This is a genomic window from Ruegeria sp. AB10 (genome assembly GCF_056542745.1).
On record NZ_JBQGAI010000008.1, the window covers coordinates 45,237 to 69,254 of the forward strand.

General features: G+C 61.7%; 27 protein-coding genes. 15 read left to right on the forward strand and 12 right to left on the reverse strand.

Translation table 11 applies throughout. The features are described 5' to 3' along the window. Positions 1-51 precede the first annotated feature (51 nt). Positions 52-1,764, forward strand: a complete 1,713-nt coding sequence (locus ACR0NT_RS15015; RefSeq protein ID WP_170673578.1) for a tetratricopeptide repeat protein — start codon at positions 52-54, stop codon at positions 1,762-1,764. Then, a complete protein-coding gene (locus tag ACR0NT_RS15020; RefSeq protein ID WP_170446271.1) occupies positions 1,754-2,575 on the forward strand; it encodes a 4-(cytidine 5'-diphospho)-2-C-methyl-D-erythritol kinase in 822 nt (273 codons plus the stop codon). Before ACR0NT_RS15015 ends, ACR0NT_RS15020 begins: the two co-directional genes overlap by 11 nt. On the opposite strand, the gene ACR0NT_RS15025 is transcribed toward ACR0NT_RS15020, so the two are convergent. After that, positions 2,568-3,566 (reverse strand): polyprenyl synthetase family protein, encoded by a 999-nt coding sequence (locus ACR0NT_RS15025; RefSeq protein ID WP_170446269.1) that lies wholly within the window; start codon positions 3,564-3,566, stop codon positions 2,568-2,570. The two genes, ACR0NT_RS15020 and ACR0NT_RS15025, sit on opposite strands and share 8 nt — an antisense overlap. 55 nt (positions 3,567-3,621) lie before the next feature. Between ACR0NT_RS15025 and ACR0NT_RS15030 the strand changes: the two genes are divergently transcribed. The 3 genes from ACR0NT_RS15030 (at position 3,622) to ACR0NT_RS15040 (ending at position 4,893) form a co-directional block, all read left to right on the forward strand. Continuing rightward, on the forward strand, positions 3,622-3,837 hold the full coding sequence (locus tag ACR0NT_RS15030) for a putative signal transducing protein (protein WP_170333283.1): 216 nt from the start codon (positions 3,622-3,624) through the stop codon (positions 3,835-3,837). Next, entirely contained in the window at positions 3,834-4,607 is a 774-nt protein-coding gene (locus ACR0NT_RS15035; protein WP_170673575.1) for a methyltransferase, read from the forward strand. Before ACR0NT_RS15030 ends, ACR0NT_RS15035 begins: the two co-directional genes overlap by 4 nt. A gap of 121 nt (positions 4,608-4,728) precedes the next feature. Next, positions 4,729-4,893 (forward strand): YdcH family protein, encoded by a 165-nt coding sequence (locus tag ACR0NT_RS15040; RefSeq protein WP_170385717.1) that lies wholly within the window; start codon positions 4,729-4,731, stop codon positions 4,891-4,893. Here ACR0NT_RS15040 and yddG read toward each other — a convergent pair. From yddG to ACR0NT_RS15090, 10 genes are all read right to left on the reverse strand, one after another. Continuing rightward, the gene (gene yddG, locus ACR0NT_RS15045) at positions 4,890-5,756 is read right to left on the reverse strand and encodes an aromatic amino acid exporter YddG (RefSeq protein WP_170673572.1); all 867 of its coding nucleotides are present in this window, start codon (positions 5,754-5,756) and stop codon (positions 4,890-4,892) included. The genes ACR0NT_RS15040 and yddG overlap by 4 nt on opposite strands. Next, a complete protein-coding gene (locus ACR0NT_RS15050; protein WP_170673569.1) occupies positions 5,753-6,700 on the reverse strand; it encodes a transcriptional regulator GcvA in 948 nt (315 codons plus the stop codon). The genes yddG and ACR0NT_RS15050 overlap by 4 nt, the downstream gene beginning before the upstream one ends. A 299-nt stretch (positions 6,701-6,999) precedes the next feature. Next, on the reverse strand, positions 7,000-7,722 hold the full coding sequence (gene phbB / locus ACR0NT_RS15055; RefSeq protein ID WP_170327209.1) for an acetoacetyl-CoA reductase: 723 nt from the start codon (positions 7,720-7,722) through the stop codon (positions 7,000-7,002). A gap of 184 nt (positions 7,723-7,906) precedes the next feature. After that, entirely contained in the window at positions 7,907-9,082 is a 1,176-nt protein-coding gene (locus ACR0NT_RS15060) for an acetyl-CoA C-acetyltransferase (protein WP_170673566.1), read from the reverse strand. Positions 9,083-9,266: 184 nt separating this feature from the next. Beyond that, positions 9,267-10,100 carry an EAL domain-containing protein gene (locus ACR0NT_RS15065; protein WP_170446257.1) on the reverse strand — a complete coding sequence of 278 codons (834 nt, stop codon included), beginning with the start codon at positions 10,098-10,100 and terminating at the stop codon, positions 9,267-9,269. A gap of 91 nt (positions 10,101-10,191) precedes the next feature. Further along, a complete protein-coding gene (locus ACR0NT_RS15070) occupies positions 10,192-10,380 on the reverse strand; it encodes a hypothetical protein (protein ID WP_170446255.1) in 189 nt (62 codons plus the stop codon). Positions 10,381-10,473: 93 nt separating this feature from the next. After that, the gene (locus ACR0NT_RS15075) at positions 10,474-11,445 is read right to left on the reverse strand and encodes a sterol desaturase family protein (RefSeq protein ID WP_170673563.1); all 972 of its coding nucleotides are present in this window, start codon (positions 11,443-11,445) and stop codon (positions 10,474-10,476) included. Then, a complete protein-coding gene (locus ACR0NT_RS15080; RefSeq protein ID WP_170673560.1) occupies positions 11,442-11,828 on the reverse strand; it encodes a hypothetical protein in 387 nt (128 codons plus the stop codon). Before ACR0NT_RS15080 ends, ACR0NT_RS15075 begins: the two co-directional genes overlap by 4 nt. A 60-nt stretch (positions 11,829-11,888) precedes the next feature. After that, the gene (locus ACR0NT_RS15085) at positions 11,889-12,218 is read right to left on the reverse strand and encodes a hypothetical protein (RefSeq protein ID WP_170673558.1); all 330 of its coding nucleotides are present in this window, start codon (positions 12,216-12,218) and stop codon (positions 11,889-11,891) included. Positions 12,219-12,310: 92 nt separating this feature from the next. After that, entirely contained in the window at positions 12,311-12,877 is a 567-nt protein-coding gene (locus ACR0NT_RS15090) for a TlpA disulfide reductase family protein (RefSeq protein WP_170673555.1), read from the reverse strand. 21 nt (positions 12,878-12,898) lie between these two features. Here ACR0NT_RS15090 and argH point away from each other — a divergent pair, with 21 nt between their 5' ends. The 6 genes from argH to ACR0NT_RS15120 all read left to right on the forward strand — a co-directional run bounded on the left by argH (position 12,899) and on the right by ACR0NT_RS15120 (position 20,128). Then, the gene (argH, locus tag ACR0NT_RS15095) at positions 12,899-14,287 is read left to right on the forward strand and encodes an argininosuccinate lyase (RefSeq protein ID WP_170673553.1); all 1,389 of its coding nucleotides are present in this window, start codon (positions 12,899-12,901) and stop codon (positions 14,285-14,287) included. 153 nt (positions 14,288-14,440) lie between these two features. After that, a complete protein-coding gene (locus tag ACR0NT_RS15100; protein ID WP_170446236.1) occupies positions 14,441-15,628 on the forward strand; it encodes a sugar-transfer associated ATP-grasp domain-containing protein in 1,188 nt (395 codons plus the stop codon). A gap of 177 nt (positions 15,629-15,805) precedes the next feature. After that, entirely contained in the window at positions 15,806-15,991 is a 186-nt protein-coding gene (locus tag ACR0NT_RS15105; protein WP_480443309.1) for an argininosuccinate lyase, read from the forward strand. Between the two features lie 81 nt (positions 15,992-16,072). Beyond that, positions 16,073-16,222: a hypothetical protein gene (locus ACR0NT_RS15110; RefSeq protein WP_170446231.1), complete on the forward strand. Its 150-nt coding sequence runs from the start codon at positions 16,073-16,075 to the stop codon at positions 16,220-16,222. A gap of 65 nt (positions 16,223-16,287) precedes the next feature. Beyond that, positions 16,288-17,553: a diaminopimelate decarboxylase gene (gene lysA, locus ACR0NT_RS15115; RefSeq protein WP_170673550.1), complete on the forward strand. Its 1,266-nt coding sequence runs from the start codon at positions 16,288-16,290 to the stop codon at positions 17,551-17,553. A 37-nt stretch (positions 17,554-17,590) separates the two neighbouring features. Then, positions 17,591-20,128 (forward strand): TIGR02302 family protein, encoded by a 2,538-nt coding sequence (locus ACR0NT_RS15120; RefSeq protein WP_480443311.1) that lies wholly within the window; start codon positions 17,591-17,593, stop codon positions 20,126-20,128. 18 nt (positions 20,129-20,146) lie between these two features. Here ACR0NT_RS15120 and ACR0NT_RS15125 read toward each other — a convergent pair whose 3' ends face one another. Further along, on the reverse strand, positions 20,147-20,929 hold the full coding sequence (locus ACR0NT_RS15125) for a zinc-ribbon domain-containing protein (protein ID WP_170673547.1): 783 nt from the start codon (positions 20,927-20,929) through the stop codon (positions 20,147-20,149). Between the two features lie 183 nt (positions 20,930-21,112). Here ACR0NT_RS15125 and ACR0NT_RS15130 point away from each other — a divergent pair, with 183 nt between their 5' ends. Genes ACR0NT_RS15130 through ACR0NT_RS15145 form a run of 4 tightly spaced genes read left to right on the forward strand, consistent with a single transcriptional unit; the run spans position 21,113 to position 24,018 of the window. Then, the gene (locus ACR0NT_RS15130) at positions 21,113-21,790 is read left to right on the forward strand and encodes an ATP-binding cassette domain-containing protein (protein WP_170446222.1); all 678 of its coding nucleotides are present in this window, start codon (positions 21,113-21,115) and stop codon (positions 21,788-21,790) included. Continuing rightward, positions 21,787-22,686 (forward strand): FtsX-like permease family protein, encoded by a 900-nt coding sequence (locus tag ACR0NT_RS15135; protein ID WP_170446220.1) that lies wholly within the window; start codon positions 21,787-21,789, stop codon positions 22,684-22,686. The genes ACR0NT_RS15130 and ACR0NT_RS15135 overlap by 4 nt, the downstream gene beginning before the upstream one ends. Continuing rightward, positions 22,686-23,426, forward strand: coding sequence for a lysophospholipid acyltransferase family protein (locus ACR0NT_RS15140; protein ID WP_170446217.1), 741 nt, complete (start codon positions 22,686-22,688; stop codon positions 23,424-23,426). Before ACR0NT_RS15135 ends, ACR0NT_RS15140 begins: the two co-directional genes overlap by 1 nt. Next, complete coding sequence (locus tag ACR0NT_RS15145) at positions 23,413-24,018, forward strand: pyridoxamine 5'-phosphate oxidase family protein (RefSeq protein ID WP_170673544.1); 606 nt, start codon at positions 23,413-23,415, stop codon at positions 24,016-24,018. The genes ACR0NT_RS15140 and ACR0NT_RS15145 overlap by 14 nt, the downstream gene beginning before the upstream one ends.

Sequence of the window (24,018 nt, forward strand, 5' to 3'; positions counted from 1 at the left end):
AGCCAAAGCCCTAGCTTGTTGCGCAGACAAGAATAGCAAGGCAGGATTGTGGTGGTTTCTCTGGTTCGTCGCGCAGCGCTGGCTGTGCTGTTCACCTCGTCTTTTGTACTTCCGGTTCAAGCGGATACAGGGTCCGGCGCCTATCTGGCCGGCCGTCAGGCGATTTACGAGAACGACTATGGTGCGGCTGAGAAATATTATGCCCGCGCCCTGAAGGCCGATCCCGAAAATGCGACCCTGCTGGAAAGCGTGGTGGTCGCCCGCCTGTCTCTGGGTCAGGTACAGCAAGCGCTGCCGGTTGCACAGGTGATCGCGGATATGGGCCTGCCCAGCCAGGCGGCGCGGATGGTGATCACCGCCAATCTGGGGGCTGAGGGCAAGCTGGACGACCTGTTGGCGCTGGATCACGAAACGCAGGGCGTGGGGCCTCTGGTCGACGGTCTGATGATGGGCTGGGCCTATATGGGGCAGGGCGCCATGACCCGCGCCATGGAACAGTTCGATGAGGTCGCCACGCAGGACGGGCTGCGGGACTTTGCGCTGTATCACAAGGCGCTGGCGCTTGCGTCGGTGGGTGATTTCGAAGGCGCCGAAGAGGTGTTCACGGAGCATAACGGCGCCGTATCCCGCTTTTCGCGCCGCGCGGCCTTGGCCCGGGCCGAGGTCCTGTCGCAGCTCGATCGCCATGACGACGCATTGCAATTTCTGGCCGAGGTCTTCGCCGCTGGCAGCGATCCGTCCATAGAGGGCTATGTCGCGCGTCTGAGCGCTGGTGAAACGCTGCCGTTCACCCATGCGCAATCGGCTCAGGACGGGATGGCCGAAGTGTTCTTTTCCGTCGGTGCCGCGCTCAGCAACGAGGCGGCGCAGAACTACGTCCTGCTTTATGTGCGCATCGCCGCGTTCCTGCGCCCCGACCACGTGGATGCGATCCTGCTGAGCGCCGAATTGCTGGACGATCTGGAACAATATGATCTGGCGGTGGATGCCTATCGCAAGGTGCCGCCCAGCAGCAGCGACTACCATGCCGCCGAGTTGGGCCGGGCCGAAGTGCTCAGCCGGTGGGGCAAGAAAGATGCCGCAGCCGAAGTGCTGCAGACGCTGGCCAGCCAGAGCCCGAACCTGCCCAGCGTACATGTTGCGCTGGCCGATCTGCAGCGCCAGCAAGAGGAATACGCGGCGGCCGTCGCGTCCTATGACAGGGCCATTGACCGGACCGAGAGCAGCACCGGGGGCAATTGGTTCCTGCACTATGCCCGTGGCATCTCGCATGAGCGTCTGAAGAACTGGGATCAGGCCGAGGCCGATTTCCGCCGCGCGCTGGAGCTGAACCCGGATCAGCCGCAGGTGCTGAACTATCTGGGCTATTCGCTGGTCGAACGGCGCGAGAAACTGGACGAGGCGCTGGACATGATCGAACGCGCCGTCGCGGCGCGGCCGGACAGCGGTTATATCGTCGACAGTCTGGGCTGGGTCCTGTTCCGTCTGGGCCGCTATGACGAAGCGGTCGAGCATATGGAGCGCGCGGTCGAGCTGATGCCCGTCGATGCGGTGGTGAATGACCATCTGGGCGACGTTTACTGGGCTGTGGGCCGTGGTCGTGAAGCTGAATTTCAGTGGAGCCGTGCCCTGTCCTTCATCGACCCCGAAGATACGGATGGCGAGGCCGACCCCGAACGTATCCGCCGCAAGCTTGAGATCGGGCTGGACGCGGTTCTGGCCGAAGAAGGGGCCGAGCCGCTGAAGGTCGCCAATGGCAACTAAGGCCTTTGCGCCCGCCAAGATCAACCTGACCCTGCATGTCACCGGCCAGCGGCCGGACGGCTATCACCTGCTGGATTCGCTGGTGGTGTTCGCGGATATCGGCGACAAGCTGGAGTTCAACCCCGGCCCTGCTTTGTCGATGGCAGTCACCGGCGAGCACGCCGCAGGCGTGCCCACGGACATCCGCAATCTGGTCTGGAAAGCCGCCGAGGCTGCGGGTTGGACCGGACATATCGATCTGAACAAAGTGCTGCCCCACGGCGGCGGGATCGGCGGGGGCTCGTCCGACGCTGCGGCGACGCTGCGGATGATTGCGGATCAGGGGGGGGCTGTCTCGCCGGATACCGCATTGTCATTGGGTGCGGACGTTCCTGTGTGCGTGTTGGCCGCCGGTGCGCGGATGCGCGGTATCGGTGAGCAGTTGGACCCAGTCAAATTGCCCCCTTTGCCTGCCCTTCTGGTCAATCCCGGCGTCGAAGTGCCCACAGGCGCGGTGTTCTCGGCTTTGGTCAGCCGTGACAACCCGCCCATGCCAGACGTACTCCCAGCGTTTCACGCACCCGAGGACTGTGCCGCGTGGTTACAGGGCCAGCGCAATGATCTTGAACCACCCACAGCTGGGCTGGTCCCGGACGTGGCCCGCGTGCTTGAGGAACTGGCAGATACCAGGAATAGTCTGCTGGCCCGGATGTCGGGCTCAGGCTCGACCTGTTTCGCGCTATATCCAACGATGAAAGACGCGCATTTCGCGGCCTATGAGATCGGCGCGGCCCATCCCGATTGGTGGTGCCGCGCGACGCAGCTTAATTGAGGCGCGAAACCACGTAGTCTGCCAGATCACGTAGCAGGGTGCGGATCTCGTGGTCGGGCAGGGCGTCCAGCGAGGCCTTGGCCTTGGCGGCCCATCCGAACGCATCCGCGCGGGTGGCGTCCAGAGTGCCGTATTTGCCCATCAGGCTCAGCGCGTGATCCAGGTCACCGTCTTCCTGACGGCCTCGGCCAATGGTGCGCTCCCAAAAAGCGTGTTCTTCGGGGGTTGCCTGCGCCACGGCCTTGATCACCGGCAGAGTCAGCTTGCGCTCGCGGAAGTCATCGCCGACATTCTTGCCGGTGGCCTTGCTATCGCCCTGATAATCCAGCAGATCATCCGCGATCTGGAAGGCGATACCCAGCGCATCGCCATAGTCATACAGCGCTTTGACCTGCTCTTCGGAGGCGCCGGCGATCACACCGCCGACCTCGGTTGCAGCCGAGAACAGCGCGGCGGTTTTACCGCGCACGACCTGCAGGTAAATCGCCTCATCCGTGCCCAGATCGGTTGCGGCGGTCATTTGCAGCACCTCGCCCTCGGCAATGGTGGCCGAGGCATTGGCCAGAATGTCCAGAACCCGCAGTGATCCGGTCTCGACCATCAGCTGGAAGCTGCGGGAAAACAGATAATCGCCGACCAGAACGCTGGATTTGTTATCCCACAGCAGGTTCGCCGTGGGCCGCCCGCGCCGCTGGGCGCTTTCGTCCACCACATCATCATGCAGCAGGGTGGCGGTGTGAATGAACTCGACCGTTGCCGCCAGACGCACATGGTGGTCGCCCGGATAGCCAAACAGACGGGCCGCTGCCAATGTCAGCATCGGACGCAGGCGCTTGCCGCCGGCCTCAACCAGATGCGCTGTAACCTCGGGAATGCGCGGCGCGTGCTCAGAGGCCATGCGCGTGCGGATCAGTTCATTGACCGCGTCCATTTCGCCGGCCAGTATTTCTGCCAGCCGTTCATGCGGTTTTGTGATCGTGTCGATATCCATCACACTCCTGATACAAGGCTCGACTTTCGGCGGTCCTTGCCCTTACATCCGTCCCATGAAAGAACTTTTGCGCAGCACCGATCCAACGATCCTGGCCTTTGCTTCGGCCCTTCTTGAAGGTGAGGATATAGACTGCTTTCAGATGGACGTAAATATGAGCATCCTCGAAGGTGGCATCGGAATCTTCCCGCGCCGCCTGATGGTGCGCACAGATGATCTGACCCGTGCGGAACGCGTGATGCGCGACAATGACATCCCGTTGGGACGATGACCCAGTTTCCCGATAGTGATTTGGCCTGTAATGATTTTTTGAACGGGCGTGTGCGCCTGTGGCAGCCGCGCGCAGGTTATCGCGCCGGGGTTGACCCGGTGCTGTTGGCGGCATCGGTTCCGGCGACACGTGGTCACACCGTGCTGGAGCTGGGCTGTGGCGCCGGAGCGGCAATCCTGTGCCTGTTGTCCCGTGTGCCGGGGGTGCAGGCGGTGGGCGTGGAGTTGCAAGCACCTTATGCCGATCTTGCGCGTCGTAACGCTGTCGAAAACGGCGCGCCGCTGGAGGTGATCGAAGCAGACCTGAACGCTCTGCCCGCCGATCTGAAACAGCGGCAGTTCGATCACGTGATCGCCAACCCGCCTTATTATCGTGCGGGTGCGCACAGCCCGGCAACGGATAAAGGACGCAGCGTGGCATTGGGGGAAGAGACGCCGCTGGCTGATTGGTTTGATGCTGCGGCCAAACGCCTTGCGCCGCGTGGGTATCTGCACATGATCCAAAAGGCCGACCGTCTGCCCGACATGCTGGCGGGCTGCACCGGGCGTCTGGGCTCGGTCGAGGTGCTGCCGCTGGCCGCGCGCACTGGCCGTAGCGCTGAACTGGTCATTTTGCGGGCTAGAAAGGGAGGCAAGGCGGCGTTTCGGCTGCACGCACCGCTGATTTTGCACGCGGGCGACCGCCATGAAAAAGACGGCGAAAGCTATACGACTCAGGTCTCTTCGGTGCTGCGCGACGGGGCCACGATCTGCGGCATTTTCGACCGATAGGCAGTAACCAGCCGAATTTGTCGGATTTATGACAGAATCTGTGCGTCTGCAGCGTGACAGGGTGGAAACGATGTGGTCAACTTCTTACGTGAAACTCAGACACCAACAGAGGAGTATCGCCATGAGCGTGAGCGCACACCTGACCGAACTGAAGAAAAAGCACGAAAACCTCGGTCTTGAAGTAGAACAAGCCCAACGCTCGCCTGGCATCGACGATCTCCATATTGCTCAGCTTAAAAAGCAGAAGCTTAGGCTGAAGGAAGAGATCGAGCGACTGTCGAACTAGCGTCTCATACTGGCCCGCGCGGCAATCGCCGCGCCGCCTGTGATGAACACGGCCGCGATCGCCAGACCCCAGGACGGGGCGGCGATCCCGGCCACAACCAAAGCCAGCGTAGACAACAGGGGAGCCGCATAGGACGCCGTGCCCAGTATCTGGATGTCGCCCTGCTTTACCCCGATATCCCAGACATAAAACGCCAGCCCAACCGGCCCAAGCCCAAGGGCCACGACCGATGCCCAGCCGATGGCATCATCGGGCCAGACAGTATCTTCGACCGCCAAATGCAGCAGGCCTGAGGCAATCGCCGCCGTGATGCAGAACACCGCGACCGAACTGGTCGGCGTATCGCCCAATCGGCGCGACAGGACGGAATAGCCCGACCATGTCAGCGCGCAGAGCAGCGCCAACCCATAACCCGGCAGATGATCGGCCTGAAACCCCATGCTGCCGCCCCCGGCTATGATCACGGCCGCCCCGGCAAAGCCAAGGCAGGCGCCGATCAGATGTCCGATACGCAGCTTCTCATCCGGCAGCAGCCCTGAAAACAGCACGATCAGCAGTGGCCAGAGATAGGCGATCAACCCGGCCTCGGCTGCCGGGGCCATGCGCAGGGCCGAAAAATACAGCGCGTGGTATCCGAACAGCCCCAAAGTGCCGAACAGATATGTCGTGATGGGCACTGCGCGCAGTTGGCGCAACCCACCGTTGGCCCCGGTCCAGATCAGACCCAGCGTGCCGCCGATCGAAAAGCAGATGGTGTTCAGCAGCAAGGGTGGGGTCGGAGACGACCCAACGGTGAACAGGGCCAGCAAGGACCACAGCAAAACGGCGATGAACCCGATGGCTGTTGCGCGTGTTCTGGTCATGGGGCAGGGACGTCTTCCACCGGGATAATCTTGAAGTCGTCCGAGATATGCGCGGTTTTCTCGATCTCGGCAACGAACCAATCGCGAAAGGCTGCGATCTGCGGTCGGTTTTCGGCGCCGGGCAGGCACAGAAAACGGAACCGCCCGCGGGTCTCGATAGCGACCTTGAAGGGGGCGACCAGCCGCCCCTCGGTCATGTCCTTAAGGATCATGGCGCGGCGGCCCAGCACCACACCGACGCCCGCAACCGCAGCATCAATCGCGTGATCGGCGTTTGAGAACCGCGCGCCATGCTCGGGTGTGAAGTCGACCCCCACCGCCCGGAACCAGGTGGGCCAGTCGCATCGCGGCTGCAGAAACGCAATCGAGTCGTCATGGATCAGCGGCGCGTCCTTCAGGCTTTCGACAGTCGGAAATTGTTCGGCCAGTTCGGGGGTCATTACCGGGGTCAGCCACTCTTTGCGGACGGGGACGGAATACAACCCCTCATCCGGGCCATAGCCAAAGCGGATGGCCACATCCACATCGTCGCGTTCCAGATCCACGATCCGCAGGGTGGCCGAAAACTTCAGGTCAATCTCGGGATGGGATCGGGCAAAGTCATAGAGCCGCGGCGCCAGCCACTTGGCCGTCAGCGCAGGCCCTGCGGTCACCGTCAGGCTGGTGTCGTCGCCCTGCCGCCGGGTGGCCTGCCACGCGGCCTGCAGTGTGGCAAACCCCTCGGCGGCACCGGGGGCGAGGGCGCGCCCAGCCTCGGTCAGTTCCACCGCGCGGTTCAGGCGGTGAAACAGGGGGCGGCCCAGATGCTCCTCTAACGATTTGATCTGAAAGGACAGCGCTGCGGGCGTGACGTGTAATTCGTCCGCCGCCTTGGCAAAGGACATATGCCGTGCGGCAGCATCAAAGGCACGCAGGGCGGTCAGAGGGGGAAGGGGTGTGCTCATTTATCAAGAAATTCTTAACTGAAACCTGTAGAAACCTCGTTTGTCAGCTTAGAATTTAAGGCGCATATTCAGTTCAAGTCAAACAGAGTTGAACTGAAAGGAAAACCGCCATGATTGAGGTCACCACCAACCCGGCCACCGCCCGCGCCTTTCAGCGTGCGCATCTGGAACGGTCTCGCGCAATCAACAACGCCCTGAAATGGCTGTTCGGTTCCCGCTGAGCGCAGCGCGCGCGTTCTTACGGGATAAAAAAGGGCCGGTCCAAAAGGACCGGCCCGATTTCTTACAGGTTTGTTGGATCAGACGAAGAACTGTGCACCGTTGGCCGAAATCGTCGAGCCGTTGATGAACTGAGAATCGTCGGATGCCAGGAACGCCACACAGCGGGCGATTTCCTCGGGCTCACCCAGACGGCCGGCCGGGATCTGGCCGATGATGGATTCACGAACCTTTTCCGGAACCGCCATGACCATCTCGGTCGCGATATAGCCAGGGCAGATGGCGTTGGCGGTGATGCCCGCACGCGCGCCTTCCTGCGCCAGCGACTTTACGATGCCCAGATCGCCCGCTTTGGTCGCGGCATAGTTCACCTGCGCGAACTGGCCCTTCTGACCGTTGATTGAGCTGATGACGATCACGCGACCGAACTTGCGTTCACGCATGCCGGGCCAGATAGGATGGACGGTGTTGAACACGCCGGTCAGGTTGGTGTCGATCACGTCTTTCCACTGATCCGGAGTCATCTTGTGGAACGGCGCGTCGCGGGTGATGCCCGCGTTGGCGACAACGATGTCGATCGGGCCGACCTCGGCCTCAACCTTTTCGATGCCCGCTTTGGATTCGTCGTAGTCGGCTACATTCCACTTGTAGGTGGCGATGCCGGTTTCCTCGGTGAATTTTGCCGCCGCTTCGTCGTTCCCGGCATAGGTGGCTGCAACATTATACCCTTCGGCCTTGAGCGCCTTGGAAATTGCTGCGCCGATGCCGCGGGAACCGCCGGTTACGAGTGCTGTACGTGCCATTGAGGACTCCTTCAATTTGTCTGCTTGGTAATTCTGTTACTCTGAGAGAGATTTCTGCGCAATATCGTTTCGTGTTCGATTTTGGCTTTCTGTCCGGCGATATTGTCGCATCTAAGGTGTAAAGCTTGGTTTCAACAAAAAGGGCGCCCGGCGGACGCCCTTTTATGTTCAATCTTCAACGCACTTAGTCACGCTCCACGCAGAGCGCGACACCCATGCCGCCACCGATGCAGAGGGTCGCCAGACCCTTTTTCGCATCGCGGCGCTTCATTTCGAACAGCAGCGTGTTCAGAACGCGGCAGCCGGATGCGCCGATCGGGTGACCGATGGCAATCGCGCCGCCGTTGACGTTCACGATCGACGGGTCCCAGCCCATGTCCTTGTTCACGGCGCAGGCCTGTGCGGCAAAGGCTTCGTTGGCCTCGACCAGGTCCAGATCGTCAACCGACCAGCCTGCTTTCTCCAGCGCCTTGCGCGAGGCGTAGATCGGGCCGACGCCCATGATCGACGGGTCCAGACCAGCGGTCGCGTAGGACGCGATCCGGGCCAGCGGCTCGATCCCGCGCTTCTCGGCATTCTCTGCCGACATCAGCAGGGTCGCTGCCGCGCCGTCATTCAGACCCGAGGCGTTTGCCGCCGTGACCGAGCCGTCCTTGGTGAAGGCGGGGCGCAGTTTTGCCATGGCTTCCATGGTTGCGCCGTGGCGGATGTACTCGTCCTTGTCCATCACGATGTCGCCCTTGCGGGTTTTGATGGTGAAGGGCACGATTTCGTCCGCGAACTTGCCGGCCTTCTGCGCGGCTTCGGCCTTGTTCTGCGAGGCGACGGCGAATTCGTCCTGCATGTCGCGGCTGATTTGCCATTTCTCGGCCACGTTCTCGGCGGTCTGACCCATGTGATAGCCGTTGAAGGCGTCCCACAGGCCGTCACGGATCATGGTGTCGATGTATTTCATGTCGCCCATCTTATGACCGGCGCGCAGGGCGGCGGCGTGGGGCGAAAGGGTCATGTTTTCCTGACCACCGGCGGCGACGATTTCGGCATCGCCCAGCTGAATGTGCTGAGCCCCCAGTGCCACGGCACGCAGGCCCGAGCCACAAACCTGGTTGATACCCCAGGCCGCGCTTTCCTGCGGCAGGCCGGCATTGATATGCGCCTGACGAGCCGGGTTCTGACCCTGAGCCGCAGTCAGCACCTGACCCATGATGGTTTCGCTTACCTCACCCTTTTCGACTCCGGCGCGTTCGACGACGGCTTCGAGAACGGCAGTCCCCAGATCATGTGCGGGTGTGTTTGCAAACGAGCCGCCAAAACTGCCGACGCCAGTCCGTGCTGCGGATGCGATTACTACGTTGGTCATATAGACAATCCTTTACCATCAAGGTCCTGTGGGAACCGTAACGGCGCGGATCGCAAAGGCAATGCCCCTGTGAACCAGAGCGCCCGCTGATCCCCCGCTCCAACTTCATATGGCATAGCGTAATGCTGCAAACGCAGCAACGGTCACCTTGTCTCAGGGTGCCCCTAGGGCAACCCATGCGTGGTTAGCTGCCGGTTTGATGGGCTTTTTGGTCTTTCCACGGGGCCGAGACGGTCGGGGCGCCGAACAAATACCCCTGCAGACAGTCCACGCCATTGGCCACAAGGAATTCGGCGTCCGCTTTGGTTTCGACCGATTCGGCGGTCACCAGAATCTCGAATTCCCGCGCCACGGCAACCAGGGCACGGACCAGCGCCTGATTGTCGGGATTGTCGCTGATGCCGCGCACGAATTGCCCGTCGATCTTGGCGGCATCGAACAGAAATTCGCGGAAATGGCGGAAGCTGAAGTTGCTGGCGCCGAAATCGTCCAGCGCGAAGGCGACGCCGCGCGGTTGCAGCCGGTCCATGAAATCGATCACCAGCTCGGGCACCGTCATCGCCGAACTTTCCGAGATTTCGAGGATCAGCCGTTCGCCGATACTGGCGTCTTTTTTCAGGAACCGGTCCAGCACCCGTGAATACCGCGCATATCCGATTGAGCGTGCGGACATGTTGATCGACAGCCGTATGTCGGGGTTTCTGGCCAGCGTCCGCAGCCCCATTTCCAGCGCGACGCAATCCAGATCCCGCCCGATGGGGGTGTTTTCCAATTGTGGCATGAAATCGCGTGCGGGGATGACCCGCCCGGTCTCGTCCAGCACCCGGATGAACCCTTCGTAAAAGGCCACGCCGAACGGGGGGTGCGCCTGCATGACGGGTTGAAAGGCCAGTTTGCACTGTTTGTGCTTTACCGCCTCGGTCGCCATCTGAACCGTGGAGGTATCGCGGGATGCGACGGCCGCATTCAGCGGGCTTTCCGCCCCCTCGGGCACATCTGCCTGTTTTTTGTCCCGCATCGCTTTGCCATTCCCTTTACGTCGCCGCTCGGGGTTTGATTTCAGGACAAAACTATGAATCTGCGGTTAAGGAGCGAGAATTTGATGCGGTTCAGCGCGTCGTTTCCCAAACGCGGCCCAGCGCCGTTGCCGCTCCGATCAGGGCGCCCATGAAGCCGAGTGCCAGCATGACAAATCCCAGAGCGATGATGCCGTGCGCGCCGCCCGCCAGCGCCGTCAGCATTGCCAGAACCAGCCCGACCAGACCAAGAACGGTTGATACAGTTGTCAATCTGGGCATGTCGGCCTCCGGCTACTCGATACGGGTCACATCCGCTGAATATGGAATGTGAAATCGCGCTTTCAAGGAAAGGGGGGTACCGGGTAGGCGGATTTAAGCCTGTTTTGCCTGTGTATTGTGCGTTTTGGCTTCAAATTGTTCAAATCCGGGCGTTCCGCGATCTTCCGGATGCCGGGCCAGGTGTTTGGCTTTGATCTGGTCTGAGCTGTCGCGGCTGCCGTCGTGGCTGTAGCCCGGCGGTGCAAAGCAATAGGCCAGACGTTCGCGCAGGGTCAGCCCCGGCTGAGTCGCGTCGTGCCAAATGCTGACCCATTCGTGAAACGCCACGCGCAGCGGGTTGAACGTGCCGATATTATGGACCAGCCCGTAATCGACGCGATCATCCTCCTGCTCGGGGACAAAGGTGCCGAACATCTTGTCCCAGATGATGAAGACGCCCGCATAATTGCAATCCAGATAGCGCGCGTTGCGGCCGTGGTGGGCGCGGTGGTGGCTGGGGGTATTCATCACCGCCTCGAACCAGCGGGGCATCTTGCCGATGGCCTCGGTGTGAATCCAGAACTGATAGATCAGGTTCAGCCCGCCGCAGAACAGCACCATCGCCGGGTGAAAGCCCAACAGGATCAGCGGCGCCCGCACCACCATCATGAAGGTGAACGTATAGGTCCAAGTCTGCCGCAGCGCGGTGGTCAGGTTGTAATGTTGCGAGCTGTGATGGTTCACATGGCTGGCCCAGACCCAGCGGATGCGGTGGCCGAACCGATGCACCCAGTAATATCGCAGGTCGTCCAGCACAAAGCACAGGATGATCACCGGGATCGAGGTGCCGAGGTTCAGCGGCGTGATCTGCCACAGCCACATGAAAAACGCATATGCGATGAAGCCCAGCAGAAACCCAGACGCGATATTGCCCGCGCCCATGATGAGCGAGGTCACCGCATCGCGCGTCTCATACCGGCCGCCTTTGCCCTTGATGGCGATCCACAGGAACTCGACCAGAATGGCGGCGATGAAGAAAGGCACCGCCCATTGTACGGCGTCGGGAAAGGTAACTTGGTCGGTCATGCGGGGTCCATCAGATGTTCCCAGTGGGGGCGTTCGAATTCGTCAAGGTGGATGATGACTTTGGGCGTGCCGAATTCGTGAAACTGGATCTCGAACCCTTCGGGATGATCCAGCCAGTCGAAATCCAGCAGATGACGCGCCACGGTATCGGCGCCAAAGGACCACAGCAGCCCGTTTCCGGTCTCGGTGCGGATCAGGGCCGCGTGTTTGTCATGGGCAATGGTGATGTCGATGATCTCGTCGTCAGGCGCATGACGCAGCCATTCCGCGCGCGCGGTCCCGGGCGTCAGCTCGCGCAGCTTGGACCGCCCGGTCAAATGCAGCATCACCGTCACACCGACAATGCCTCCGACAACCAGAACCAGCAGTATTTCAAGCGGCATTCCATCCTCCCGGCTGGCACAGTGCAGAGCGGTCAGGACAGTGTCAAAGGTTGCGTGGCGTCAGCCAGTCTCGAGCGTGTCGAGGATTTCGTGCTGTACGACACGTTTCACAAATGGCACCAGCCCGTCCGGGCCGGATGCACGGTCCTTGAGATGGATACAGATATCCGGCCTGCGGGCGGCGATGATGCCCACCAATTCGCCGCGTATCCTGTCATCCAGACCGGCGCCCATGATGGCGCAGACAATCCGGGGCTCGGCATCCAGTTGCCGCCGGACCTCATCGGTATCATGCGCGCCCAACCATTGGATCGGCATGTGATCCAACTGCCGCGCCACGTCGCCGATGACGTTGGGCAAGCGGCCAATCAACAGAACGACGGGTTTCATAGTCGCCTCCCTTTCAAAAGGTTACAAACGAAAAACCGGCCCATCGTGGGCCGGTTCCAGTCTAGCACAGTTTGCGGGGAATGGCGTATTCCTTAGCTTTCAGCGCCTACCAGCGTCGAGATGATCGCCTTGGCGCTGTCCGAATTCCATTCTGCGTCGCCGATCAGCCGGGCGATTTCATTGCCGTCCGGATCAAGGATCACCGTGATCGGCAGGGCAATGACACCAAATTCCCGCGCCACGGTCGAGCCTTTATCCTGATGGCGGGGCAGGTTTTCGATGCCGTTCTCTTCGAAGAATTTCTTGATACCGGCGGGCGAGTTGCGCCCGGTGGCCAGGGTCAGCACCTCGAACTTGTCGCCTCCGAATTCGGCCTGCAGCTCGGCGATCTGGGGCATTTCCTTGCGGCAAGGCGCGCACCACGTGGCCCAGAAGTTCAGCAGAACATACTTGCCCTTGTAATCCTCAAGCGTTGCGGTGCCGCCATCGTCTTCCAGCTGGAACTCGACCAGTTCGTGGGGCTTGGGTTCCTTGTGCAGGATCAGCCGTTTCAGCGTGCCCTCGCGCAGCGGGCCCAGAGTTTCCGCATCCGTGGCCAAAGCCGCGTTTGCACCCAGCGCAAGGGCCATATAAAGGGGGATCAGACGAATTAGGCGCATATCAACTCCGGGTTTTCTTACATGACCGATCAATCCTCGAACCAGATGTGGGGCGGCCGCTTTGCCGCCGGTCCAGACGCGATCATGGAGGCAATCAATGCCTCGATCGGGTTCGATCAGCGGATGGCAGCCCAGGACATCGCAGGCTCGCGCGCCCATGCCGCCATGCTGGCCGCCACAGGCGTTATTACTGATAGTGACGCGCAGGCCATTCGGGAAGGGCTGCTCACCGTTTTGTCAGAAATCCAGAACGGAGAATTTCAGTTCTCGACCGCGCTGGAAGACATCCACATGAATGTCGAGGCGCGGCTGAAAGAGGTGATCGGAGAGCCTGCAGGCCGTTTGCATACCGGGCGCAGCCGTAACGATCAGGTGGCGACCGATTTCAAACTCTGGGTCCGCGATCAGTTTGACGCCGCCGAAACCGGCCTGCTGGCCCTGATCCGCGCGCTTTTGGCGCAGGCCGAGGCGGGCGCCGATTGGGTCATGCCGGGCTTCACCCATCTGCAAACTGCGCAGCCTGTCACATGGGGCCACCACATGATGGCCTATGTCGAGATGTTCGGTCGCGACCTCAGCCGTGTCCGCGATGCCCGCGCCCGGATGAACGAATCCCCGCTTGGTGCTGCCGCGCTTGCGGGCACGTCCTTCCCCATCGACCGGCAGATGACGGCTGAAGCGCTGGGCTTTGACCGCCCCGCCGCCAACTCGCTGGACGCGGTCAGCGATCGCGACTTCGCGCTGGAATTCCTGTCGACCGCCTCGATCTGCGCCGTCCACCTGTCGCGCTTTGCCGAAGAGCTGGTGATCTGGTCCTCGGCCCAGTTCCGCTTTGTCACGCTGTCGGATCGGTTCTCGACCGGCTCGTCGATCATGCCGCAGAAGAAAAACCCCGACGCGGCCGAGCTGATCCGCGCCAAGGTGGGGCGCATCTACGGCGCCAATACCGCCTTGATGATGGTGATGAAGGGCCTGCCGCTGGCCTATTCCAAGGACATGCAGGAAGACAAGGAACAGGTCTTTGACGCCGCCGACAACTGGATGCTGGCGCTGGCGGCGATGGAAGGCATGGTCAAGGACATGACCGCCAACCGCGAAAGCCTCGCCGCCGCCGCTGGCTCGGGTTTCTCGACCGCGACCGATCTGGCCGACTGGCTGGTGCGGGTGCTGGGCCTGCCGTTCCGCGACGCCCACCACGTTACCGGCTCGCTGGTGGCGATGGCCGAGAGCAAAGGCTGTGACCTGCCCGACCTGACGCTGGAAGACATGCAATCGGTTCACGCCGAGATTACCGACGATGTCTATTCAGTGCTTGGCGTCGATAACTCGGTAAACTCGCGCCAGTCCTATGGTGGCACGGCGCCGGACCAGGTGCGCGCGCAGATCGAACGGTGGAAGGCGCTGGTCTGAGACATTCCAGCCTGCGCCCGGATGTCCGGGCGCAGTTCCAATTGCTGCCATCTGGTGAACAGTCACGCCAAATTTTGGCCATTTTTTCCTGATTCAAGTCGGTCTCAGAATGCTCACGCTATATTTCTGGCACTCAACTTTGCAGAGAACACGATGACAACGATCACAGCCAACGAAAAAGCGCTTTTGGAAGCCCCCAAAATTGCCGAGACGCCAACCTCCGCTGCTTTTGTTGCGGTTGCCAAAAAGTTCGGTGTCGGCCCGTTTTCTCAGTTCCGGGATATGATCAGGTTGCAAAGAGGGCGCGGCAAGGTCAGTTTCCCCGAGTATTTTTCGCTGGGTCTTTTCAATCCTGAAATGACGCTGGACGAAAAGCGCACCTTTGTGGGCGAAAAGGGATCATTCCAGGCCAATTGTGACATGTCCCCCGTGCGATTGACTTTGAATCGTGCGTTTGTTCGCGACAAGGTCATGTATTCGTCGTTGCTGACGTCGCTGGGAATTCCCACGACCGTGACGCAGGCGGTTGCTTCCAGCAACCGGAAATTTGGAAACATACCTGCGCTGAAAAGCCCGACAGAGCTTTTTCAGTTTCTGACGCAAAAGGCCACCTTCCCTTTGTTCGGCAAGCCCTGCGAGGGGTCGGGCAGCTTTGGCTCGGTGTATCTAGAGGGGATCGAGGACGACCTCATCGTTCTGGGAAACGGGCGTAAAGTGCTATTGGAGAGTTTCTGCAACGAAGTTTATGCAGATTACCCGGATGGTTTCATCCTGCAGTCGGCGCTTCGTCAGCACCCCGATTTCTGCAAGATTGCGGGCAAAGCTGTTGGCTCCCTGCGATTTGTGACGATCCGGGATCAGGACAAGCCACGAAAACTCTATGCCCTGTGGAAAGTGCCGTCGCCGGATGCGATGTCGGACAATTTCTGGCAACAGGGCAGCATTCTGGTTCAGATCGACGACAATGGTGTTCTGGGCGAAGCGCGGACCGGCATCGGGCTTGATGCTCAAACCATCGAGCGTCACCCGGTGTCTGATGAGCCATTTGCCGGTGTTCGCGTCCCAAACTGGGAAGAACTGGTCGACACCTGCGTTTCAGCCCACGAATTGTTCCCTGAATTCGGCGTTTTCGGCTGGGATGTGGCAGTCACTGAAACCGGCCCGGCAATCATCGAGTGCAACGCAAACCCGTTTCATACGCTTTACCAGCTGGTCTATGGGCGTGGTCTGTATAATCCGGACTTTGCGCCAGCGATTGAAAACGCATCAAAGATTTCTGCGGATATGTTGAAGCAGGTCGAGGAACTGGAGAAATCCCGCCGCGATGCGCGCCGCTCTTAGGCGCAGACAGACGATCGCTGTCGATCGGCATGGTCCGGTCAGTAAAACAGTGAGTGGGAGGTTCGATGACATTCCTGGTGTTCACGGTGTGAAAATGCGGTAAAATCCCGCCAGTCCTGTTGTGGCGTAGTGCCCCGATCAGGTGCATGTCCAGATCAAGCGGCGGAAGGTGTTGGCATGATGCGAATTTTGCGTTTGGGTTTTGTCTTATTGGCCGGGTTTACCCTGGCCGCCTGCGGTGCTGATGGTGAGCCGATCCAGCCAACGATGAGCGCCAATATCGGTGTCGGCAGCAGCGGCACCCATGTCGGGGGCGGTGTCGGGGTCCGGCGCGGCGGTCTTGGCGTCTATTTGGGCGTATGACACCTTTGCAATCTATCTGCCGCGCGCTTATCTGCATGGTATCACCGGCCTTGCGCCAACTCCTAAGCATAAGACGACACTATGAAATTTTTCGGCCTGATCCTGTCCCTTGCCGTGCTTGCGGCCTGCGATCCTTCGTATAAACCCCGCCCTGAACCCGAGGCGCCTTCGGGTGGGTCCGGTATCTCGGTTTCGGGCTACGCGCGGGTCGGTGTGTCGACAACCAACTGACGGAACGCTTCGGGTCGTGCAGAATCCATTGATCCGACAGGCAGTTTTGGTCTAAGCGCGCTGTCATGGATCACTTTCTCTACCGCGACGGCGCGCTTTACGCCGAGGATGTCCCGATTTCGGAAATCGCCGCCACCGTCGGAACCCCGTTCTATGTCTACTCGACCGCGACCCTGTTGCGGCATTTCCAGCTGTTCGACGACGCGCTTGAGGGCACAGATCACCTTGTCTGCTATGCGATGAAGGCCGCCAGCAATCAGGCGATTCTGAAAACATTGGCGCAGGCGGGCGCGGGGATGGATGTGGTCTCGGGCGGCGAATATCTGCGCGCCAAGGCCGCCGGTGTGCCGGGTGACAAGATCGTGTTTTCGGGGGTCGGTAAAACCGCCGATGAAATCCGCACCGCGCTGACTGGCGGCATCCGCCAGTTCAACGTGGAATCCGAGCCCGAAATGGAAGTTATCAACGCCGTTGCGCTGGAGCTGGGCGTGGTCGCTCCGATCACCGTGCGGGTGAACCCGGATGTGGACGCCAAGACCCACGCCAAGATCGCCACCGGCAAGTCCGAGAACAAATTCGGCATCCCGATCGCCCGCGCGTCCGAGGTTTATGCCCATGCCGCCAGCCTGGCGGGGTTGGAGGTGATCGGTATCGATGTTCATATCGGCTCGCAACTGACCGATCTTGAGCCGTTCGAATTGGCCTATACCAAGGTCGCCGAACTGACCGAACAGCTGCGCGCCGAGGGGCATAACATCCGCCGTCTCGATCTGGGGGGCGGGCTTGGCATCCCCTATACCCGGGCCAACGACGCGCCGCCGCTGCCGGTGGAATATGGCACTCTGATCAAGAAAACACTGGGCCATCTGGGCTGTGAGATCGAGATTGAGCCGGGCCGCCTGATTGCAGGCAATGCCGGTCTGATGGTCAGCAAGGTGATTTATGTGAAATCGGGCGAGGGCCGCGATTTCCTGATCCTCGACGGGGCCATGAACGACCTGATCCGCCCGGCGATGTATGAGGCACATCACGATATCGTCGCCGTTCAGGAGCCCGAGCCGGGTGTTGAACAACAACCCTATGATATCGTTGGTCCGGTCTGCGAAACCGGCGATACCTTTGCCAAACAGCGCAACATGCCACCGCTTGTCGCTGGTGATCTGGTCGCCTTCCGCAGCGCCGGTGCCTATGGCGCGGTGATGGCCAGCGAATACAACACCCGCCCCCTGATCCCCGAGGTTCTGGTGCATGGGGATCAATTTGCCGTAATTCGTGAACGGCCAAGCTTTGACGAAATCATAAACCGCGATACCATACCTACGTGGCTTTGACGCGATAACCGCGCGGGCCCGCTGACGGAGGCCCGCCTTGACCGCAAGATCGAACCTGCCGATCCCAAGACCGTCCCTGTGGCTGACGCACGCAGGGATGCTGGCCGAGCAGGTTTTGCGCGCCTTCTGGCCGTTTTTCTCGGGTTCCATGGCGATTCTGGCCGCTTTGATGCTGGGGCTGCAGGATCATGTTCCGGTGGAACTGGTCTGGACCGCAGGCGCGCTGGCCCTTTTGGGGCTGCTTGCGGCGCTGATCCTGGGTGTGCGGCGATTCCATGTACCATCACGGACCGAAGCGCTGATGCGGCTGGATGCGTCACTGCCCGGCCGCCCGATTCAGGCGCTGATGGACGATCAGGCCATTGGCGCGATGGATGCGGATTCGGTTGCCCTGTGGCACGCGCACCAGAAACGGATGGCGCAGCGGGCAGCGCAGGCCGATCCGGTCAAACCGGATTTGCGGCTGGCCGGCCGCGACCCCTACGCCTTGCGATACTCTGCCCTGCTGGCGCTGGTGATTGCGGGCTTGTTCGGCTCGTTCTGGCGCATCGGCTCGGTGGCCGAGATGACTCCGGGCGCGGCCATCGCAGGCCAGGGACCAAGTTGGGAGGGTTGGGTTGAGCCGCCGCGCTATACCGGCCTGCCGACGCTCTATCTGGCGGATCAGGACGACCCGACGCTTTCGATCCCGCAGGGCAGCCGCATTACACTGCGCTTCTACGGAGAGGTCGGCGCCCATAGTTTGACGGAAACAACCACGCCTCTGGGCACTCAGGACGCGACCGAGCCGGAACAGGACTTTATGGTCGAACGGTCCGGCAACCTGAGGATCGCAGGCCCGTCCGGGCGCGACTGGGCACTGGATGTGGTTCAGGATACCGCGCCCATCATCGGTGTCGCGGATGTGGCCGAGGCCGAGGCGGGCGGGCAGATGAAGCTGCCCTTTGCCGCCAGTGACGACTATGGCGTGGTATCCGGCAGCGCCACGATCAAGCTGGACCTTGATGCGGTGGAACGCCGCTATGGTCTGACCGTCGCCCCCGAGGCGCGCGAGGCGATCGAGGTGGAACTGCCGATGCCGATCACCGGTGACCGGGCCGATTTCACCGAGGATTTGATCGAGGACTTCTCGCAGCATCCCTGGGCGCATCTGCCGGTGACAATCACCCTGACGGCACGGGATGCGGCGGATCAGGAAAGCCAGTCCGAACCTTATATGACCAAACTGCCCGCGCGGCGGTTCTTTGATCCGCTGGCTGCAGCGGTAATCGAGCAGCGCCGCGACCTGCTGTGGTCGCGGGACAACGCGCCGCGGGTTGCCCAATTGCTGCGTGCGGTCTCGCATTTGCCCGAGGGGTTCTTCCGTTCGGACACCGCCTATCTGCGCCTGCGCGTCACCCTGCGCCGGCTTGAGGCGTTCACCAAATACGACCTGAAGCCCAAGCAGCAGGAAGAGATCGCGCAGGCTTTGTGGGATCTGGCGGTCATCATCGAAGAAGGCACGCTGGCCGATGCGCTGGAACGGATGCGCCGGGCGCAGGAACGCCTGTCCGAGGCAATGAAGAACGGCGCCTCGGACGAGGAAATTGCCGAGCTGATGCAGGAACTACGCGAGGCGACGGAGGACTATATGCGCCAGCTGCAGCGTCTGGCGCAGGAAAACGGTGAGTTCGACGAGAACCAGCAAGGCCAGAACGGCGAAACCCTGCAGATGACGCAGGACGACCTGCAGCGGATGATGGACCGCATTCAGGAACTGATGGAACAGGGCCGTATGGCCGAGGCGCAGCAGGCGCTGGAAGAGTTCCAGCAGATGATGGAGAACATGCGCGTCACCCAAGGTCAGGGTCAGGGCCAGCAATCCGAAGGCCAGCAAGCCATGGAAGGATTGGCCGAAACGCTGCGGGAACAGCAAGGGCTCAGCGATCAGGCCTTCCGCGATCTGCAGGAGCAGTTCAACCCTGGTGCGCAGGCCGGTGAAAGCGAAGGCAACGAGGGCCGCAGCGGCGGTCAGGGCCGGGGCCAGAGCCATGAAGGCCAGGGCGGTCGCGGCTCGGATCAACAGGGCGGCAGCCAGCAGGGTCAGGGATCGTTGGCGGACCGTCAGCAGGACCTGCGGGACGAGCTGGGCCGTCAACAGCAAAGCCTGCCCGGTGCGGGAACGCCTGAAGGCGAAGCGGCGCGCGATGCGCTGGGCCGTGCAGGCCGTGCCATGGACGACGCTGAAGAGGCCCTGCGCAGTGACGATCTGGCCGAGGCCATCGACCGTCAGTCCGAGGCGATGGAAGCCCTGCGCGAAGGGATGCGGTCACTGGGCGAGGCATTGGCCCAGAACCAGCAGAACCAGCCCGGCCAGGGCACGCAGGACGGCGACATGCAGGCCAATAACCGCGATCCGCTGGGCCGCAATCCGGGCACCAACGGGTCGATCTCGACCGATGACAATATGCTGCAGGGCGAAGACGTCTATCGTCGTGCCCGCGAATTGCTTGACGAAATCCGCCGCCGCACCGGCGAGACGGATCGCCCTCAGATCGAGTTGGAGTACCTCAAGCGGCTGTTGGAGAGGTTCTAGCGCCGCCCCGCAACCGGATCAGTTCTGGGCTGTGCCCGAGGTCTGCACCTCAAGCCAGAGACGTGCCTGATCCACCATCGTCACATAGGGTTCCAGGATCGGATCGGCCTGCGGAACTGCCTGGCTGATTTTCTGCGCGTTGCCATAGATCAGCATCAGCACAATCCCCACAATCAGGATCGCCGCAAAACCACGCATGAACCCGCCGGATTTGTGCGGAGCGGCGTCCTCTGCCGCTGGGGCATCATCGCTGCGCAGGCTGGAATTGATCGCCTCGACATCCGGCAGCGCATCCTTCTGCCCCGCATCTTCGGCGGTCTCGGTGGCCGTCAGTTCTTTGATGGCGCGCTCCGGGTCGGGCTCAGGCTCGGGTGGGGTATCCAGCGCCAGATCGGGCTGGGTTTCAAGGCTGCCGCCTTCCTGAGCGCGCAGATCAGCCTCGCGAGCGGCCTCTTCCTTGAGGATATTGGCAACCGCCGGGTCGACATTTCCGGTCGCCGCAGGTTTTTCAGGTTCCGGCGCGGCTTCGGGTTCGGGTGCAGCCTCGGGCTCCTGTGTGGGCTCAGGCTGGGGGTCAACTTGCACTTCGGTGGCAGGCTCCGCCGCGGCCTCAGCGGGCTCGGGCTCAGCAGGCGTGTCCTCGACGACAGGTTCGGCCGCCGTGGGGGCGGGCTGTTCCGGGTGCTTGGCCTGAAACCACGTGTTCTCGCAATTCGAACACTGAACATCGCGGCCTTCTTCGGGAATGACCTCGTCTGGCACCTCGTACTGGGCGCTGCAATTCGGACACGTAAGACGCATGCTGCCTCCTGGTCGGAACCTCGACCTGATAATAGTTTTTTCAGGGATGTTATTCCGTTAATACACGACCGCAAAGGGTGTTTTCGGTTTCACGGCACAAGTGTCACCAATTCGACCCGGTGCAGGCATTGAAACCACCACCGCGCTCGGGCAAGAAGGGCGGCAACTAAGACGGGGGCCCCTGTGATCGAGCTGGAAAATGTCAGCTACACCTATGGTGGAGGCGAACTGCTGAGCGATGTGTCCCTGCAGCTGCAGCCGGGGTCGTTTCACTTTCTGACCGGCCCGTCAGGCGCGGGAAAGACCACCTTGCTCAAGCTGTGCTATGGCGCGCTGTTGCCCACATCCGGGCGGCTCAACGCGTTTGAGCAGGACGTCGCCCGGCTGGACCGGGACGATATGGCCCTGCTGCGCCGCCGGATCGGCGTCGTGCATCAGGATTGCCGGTTTCTGGATCACATGACGGTGGCCGAGAATGTGGCCCTGCCGCTGATGGTCTCCGGGCAGGCCGAGACCGCAAAGCGAGAGGACCTGAGCGAATTGCTGTCCTGGGTCGGTCTGGGTGCCCGGCTGGACGCGCATCCGCCGGAACTGTCCGGAGGGGAACGTCAGCGCGCCGCGCTGGCCCGTGCGGTGATCCTGTCGCCCGATGTGGTGCTGGCGGATGAGCCCACTGGCAACGTCGACTGGGAGATGTCGCAACGCCTGCTGCGCCTGCTGGTCGAGTTGAACAGGATGGGCAAGACCGTGCTGATCGCCACCCATGACCTGAGCCTGATCCGCGCCGCCAAAAGCCAGGTGCAGGCGCGCGTGCTGCGGATCTCGCAGCGTCAGGTGCAGCTTGCGGGGGCGGATCTATGAGCAAGGGGATGATCCGGAACCTGTTGCAACGGGATGCGCGCGCCGACCGGGTCGTGCCACCCACCGGCTATACCGCGCATCTGACCCTGTTCGTATCAGGCGCGATGGCCTTTCTGGCGGTGTTTGCGCTGGCCCTGTCGCTGGCCTCGGGGCGGTTGGCCGATCGCTGGGCGAGTGAACTGGCCGGGGCCGCCACCCTGCGCATCAACGCTCCCGCCGACCAACTGGCGGCCCAGACCGAAGCTGCCCTGACCGTGCTGAGCCAGACCCCCGGCGTCGCCTCGGCCCGGGCGCTGACGACCGAGGAACAGGCCGCGCTGCTGTCGCCGTGGTTCGGCCCTGACCTGCCGCTGGACACGCTGCCCATTCCGCAACTGATCGAGATTATCGAAGGTGAGCCCGGTCTGGACGCGACCGGCCTGCGCCTGCGGTTGGGGGCCGAGGTGCCGGGCGCGGTGCTGGATGACCATACCCGATGGCGTGAGCCGCTGGTGGATGCCGCGATGTCGCTGCGACGGCTGGGCTGGGTCTCGATCCTGCTGATCGGTGGCGCTACGGCGGCGATGATCACTTTGGCGGCCAATGCCTCGCTGGCGGCAAATGCGCAGATTATCGAAGTGCTGCGCCTTGTGGGGGCCCGCGACCGCTTTATCGCCCGTGCCTTTGTTCGCCGCTTTACCTATCGCGCGTTTTTTGGTGCGGTAGTGGGCGTCCTGCTGGGCATGACCGGAGTTTTGCTGTTGCCCGAGGCCTCGGACGAGGGCGGTTTTCTGACCGGTCTGGGCTTTCAGGGTGCAGGCTGGCTGTTGCCCGCGCTGATCCCCGTGTTGGGGGCCGCTGTCGCCTTTCTGGCCACCTGGACCGCTGCCAGCCGCAAATTGAAGGAGCTTTCGTGATGGCCACTGCGTTTCAATGGGTCCGTTCGCTGATCTTCATGACCCTGATCTATGCCTGGATGCTGATCCTGGGCATCGTGTTCGCCCCTTATGCCCTGTTTACCAAGCGCGGCGCGCGACAAGCCTGCAAGACCTATGCCCGCACAACCATGTGGCTGGCCCGCTGGCTGGTCGGCATCCGCACCGAGGTCCGCGGGGCCGTGCCCACGGGTGAGGTCGTGGTCGGGGCCAAGCATCAGTCCTTTCTCGACATCATCATGATTTTCGACGCGGTGCCGCACGGCAAGTTCATCATGAAAAAGGAACTGCTCTGGACGCCGATCATCGGTATGTATGCAAGGCGTCTTGGCTGTATCCCGGTCGATCGCGGCAAGAAGGGTGTGGCGGTGGCCAAGATGGTCAAGGACGTCTCGAAGGAATTCGCCGAACCCGGTCAGTTGGTCATCTACCCGCAAGGCACCCGCGTCGCGCCGGGAGTGCACAAACCCTACAAGGTGGGTACGGCGGTTCTTTATGAAGGCCTTGGGTTTCCCTGCGTACCGGTGGCGACCAATGCCGGTGTTTTCTGGCCGCGCACGGGCGTTCTGCGCAAACCAGGGCTGGCGATTGTTGATTTTCTCGATCCGATCGAACCGGGCGTTGACCGCAAGGATTTCCTGCAACGGCTGGAAGACGTGATCGAGACACGGTCCGACGCATTGATGAAAGAAGTGGGGTTTGACCCGGATGGAGTTCATTAAAGATATCGATACGCTCGAAGGGCTGTACGGCACGCCCGCCGCGCCCTCTTTGCGCAAGGTGGCACACAGCCTGACACCGCTGTATCGCAAATGGATCATGGCCTCGCGCCTGTGCATCCTCAGTACGGTCGGCCCCGAAGGCACCGATGGCAGCCCACGCGGGGATGACGGCCCGGTGGTGCAGGAGCTTGACCCCAAGACGCTGGCTCTGCCGGATTGGCGCGGCAACAACCGGTTGGATTCCCTGCGCAATATCGTGCGGGACCCGCGTGTCGCACTGATGTTTCTGGTGCCGGGCTCAAACAACGTCATCCGTGTCAACGGGCAGGCGCGGCTGACGGCAGACGCCGCCCTGTGCGCCCGGTTCGAGAAGAACGGCAAACTGCCCGCCACCGTTGCAATCATCGAAATCTCTGAGATTTACACCCAATGCGCCCGCGCGATGATGCGGGCGCGGACATGGAGTGCGGGTGATGAAAGCGCCGATCTTCCCAGCGTGGGCGAGATTCTGGCCGAGGTGAGCGAAGGGGAAGAAGGCGGCGCGCGTTATGATGCCGAATGGGGCCCGCGCGCCGCAAAGACCATGTGGTAA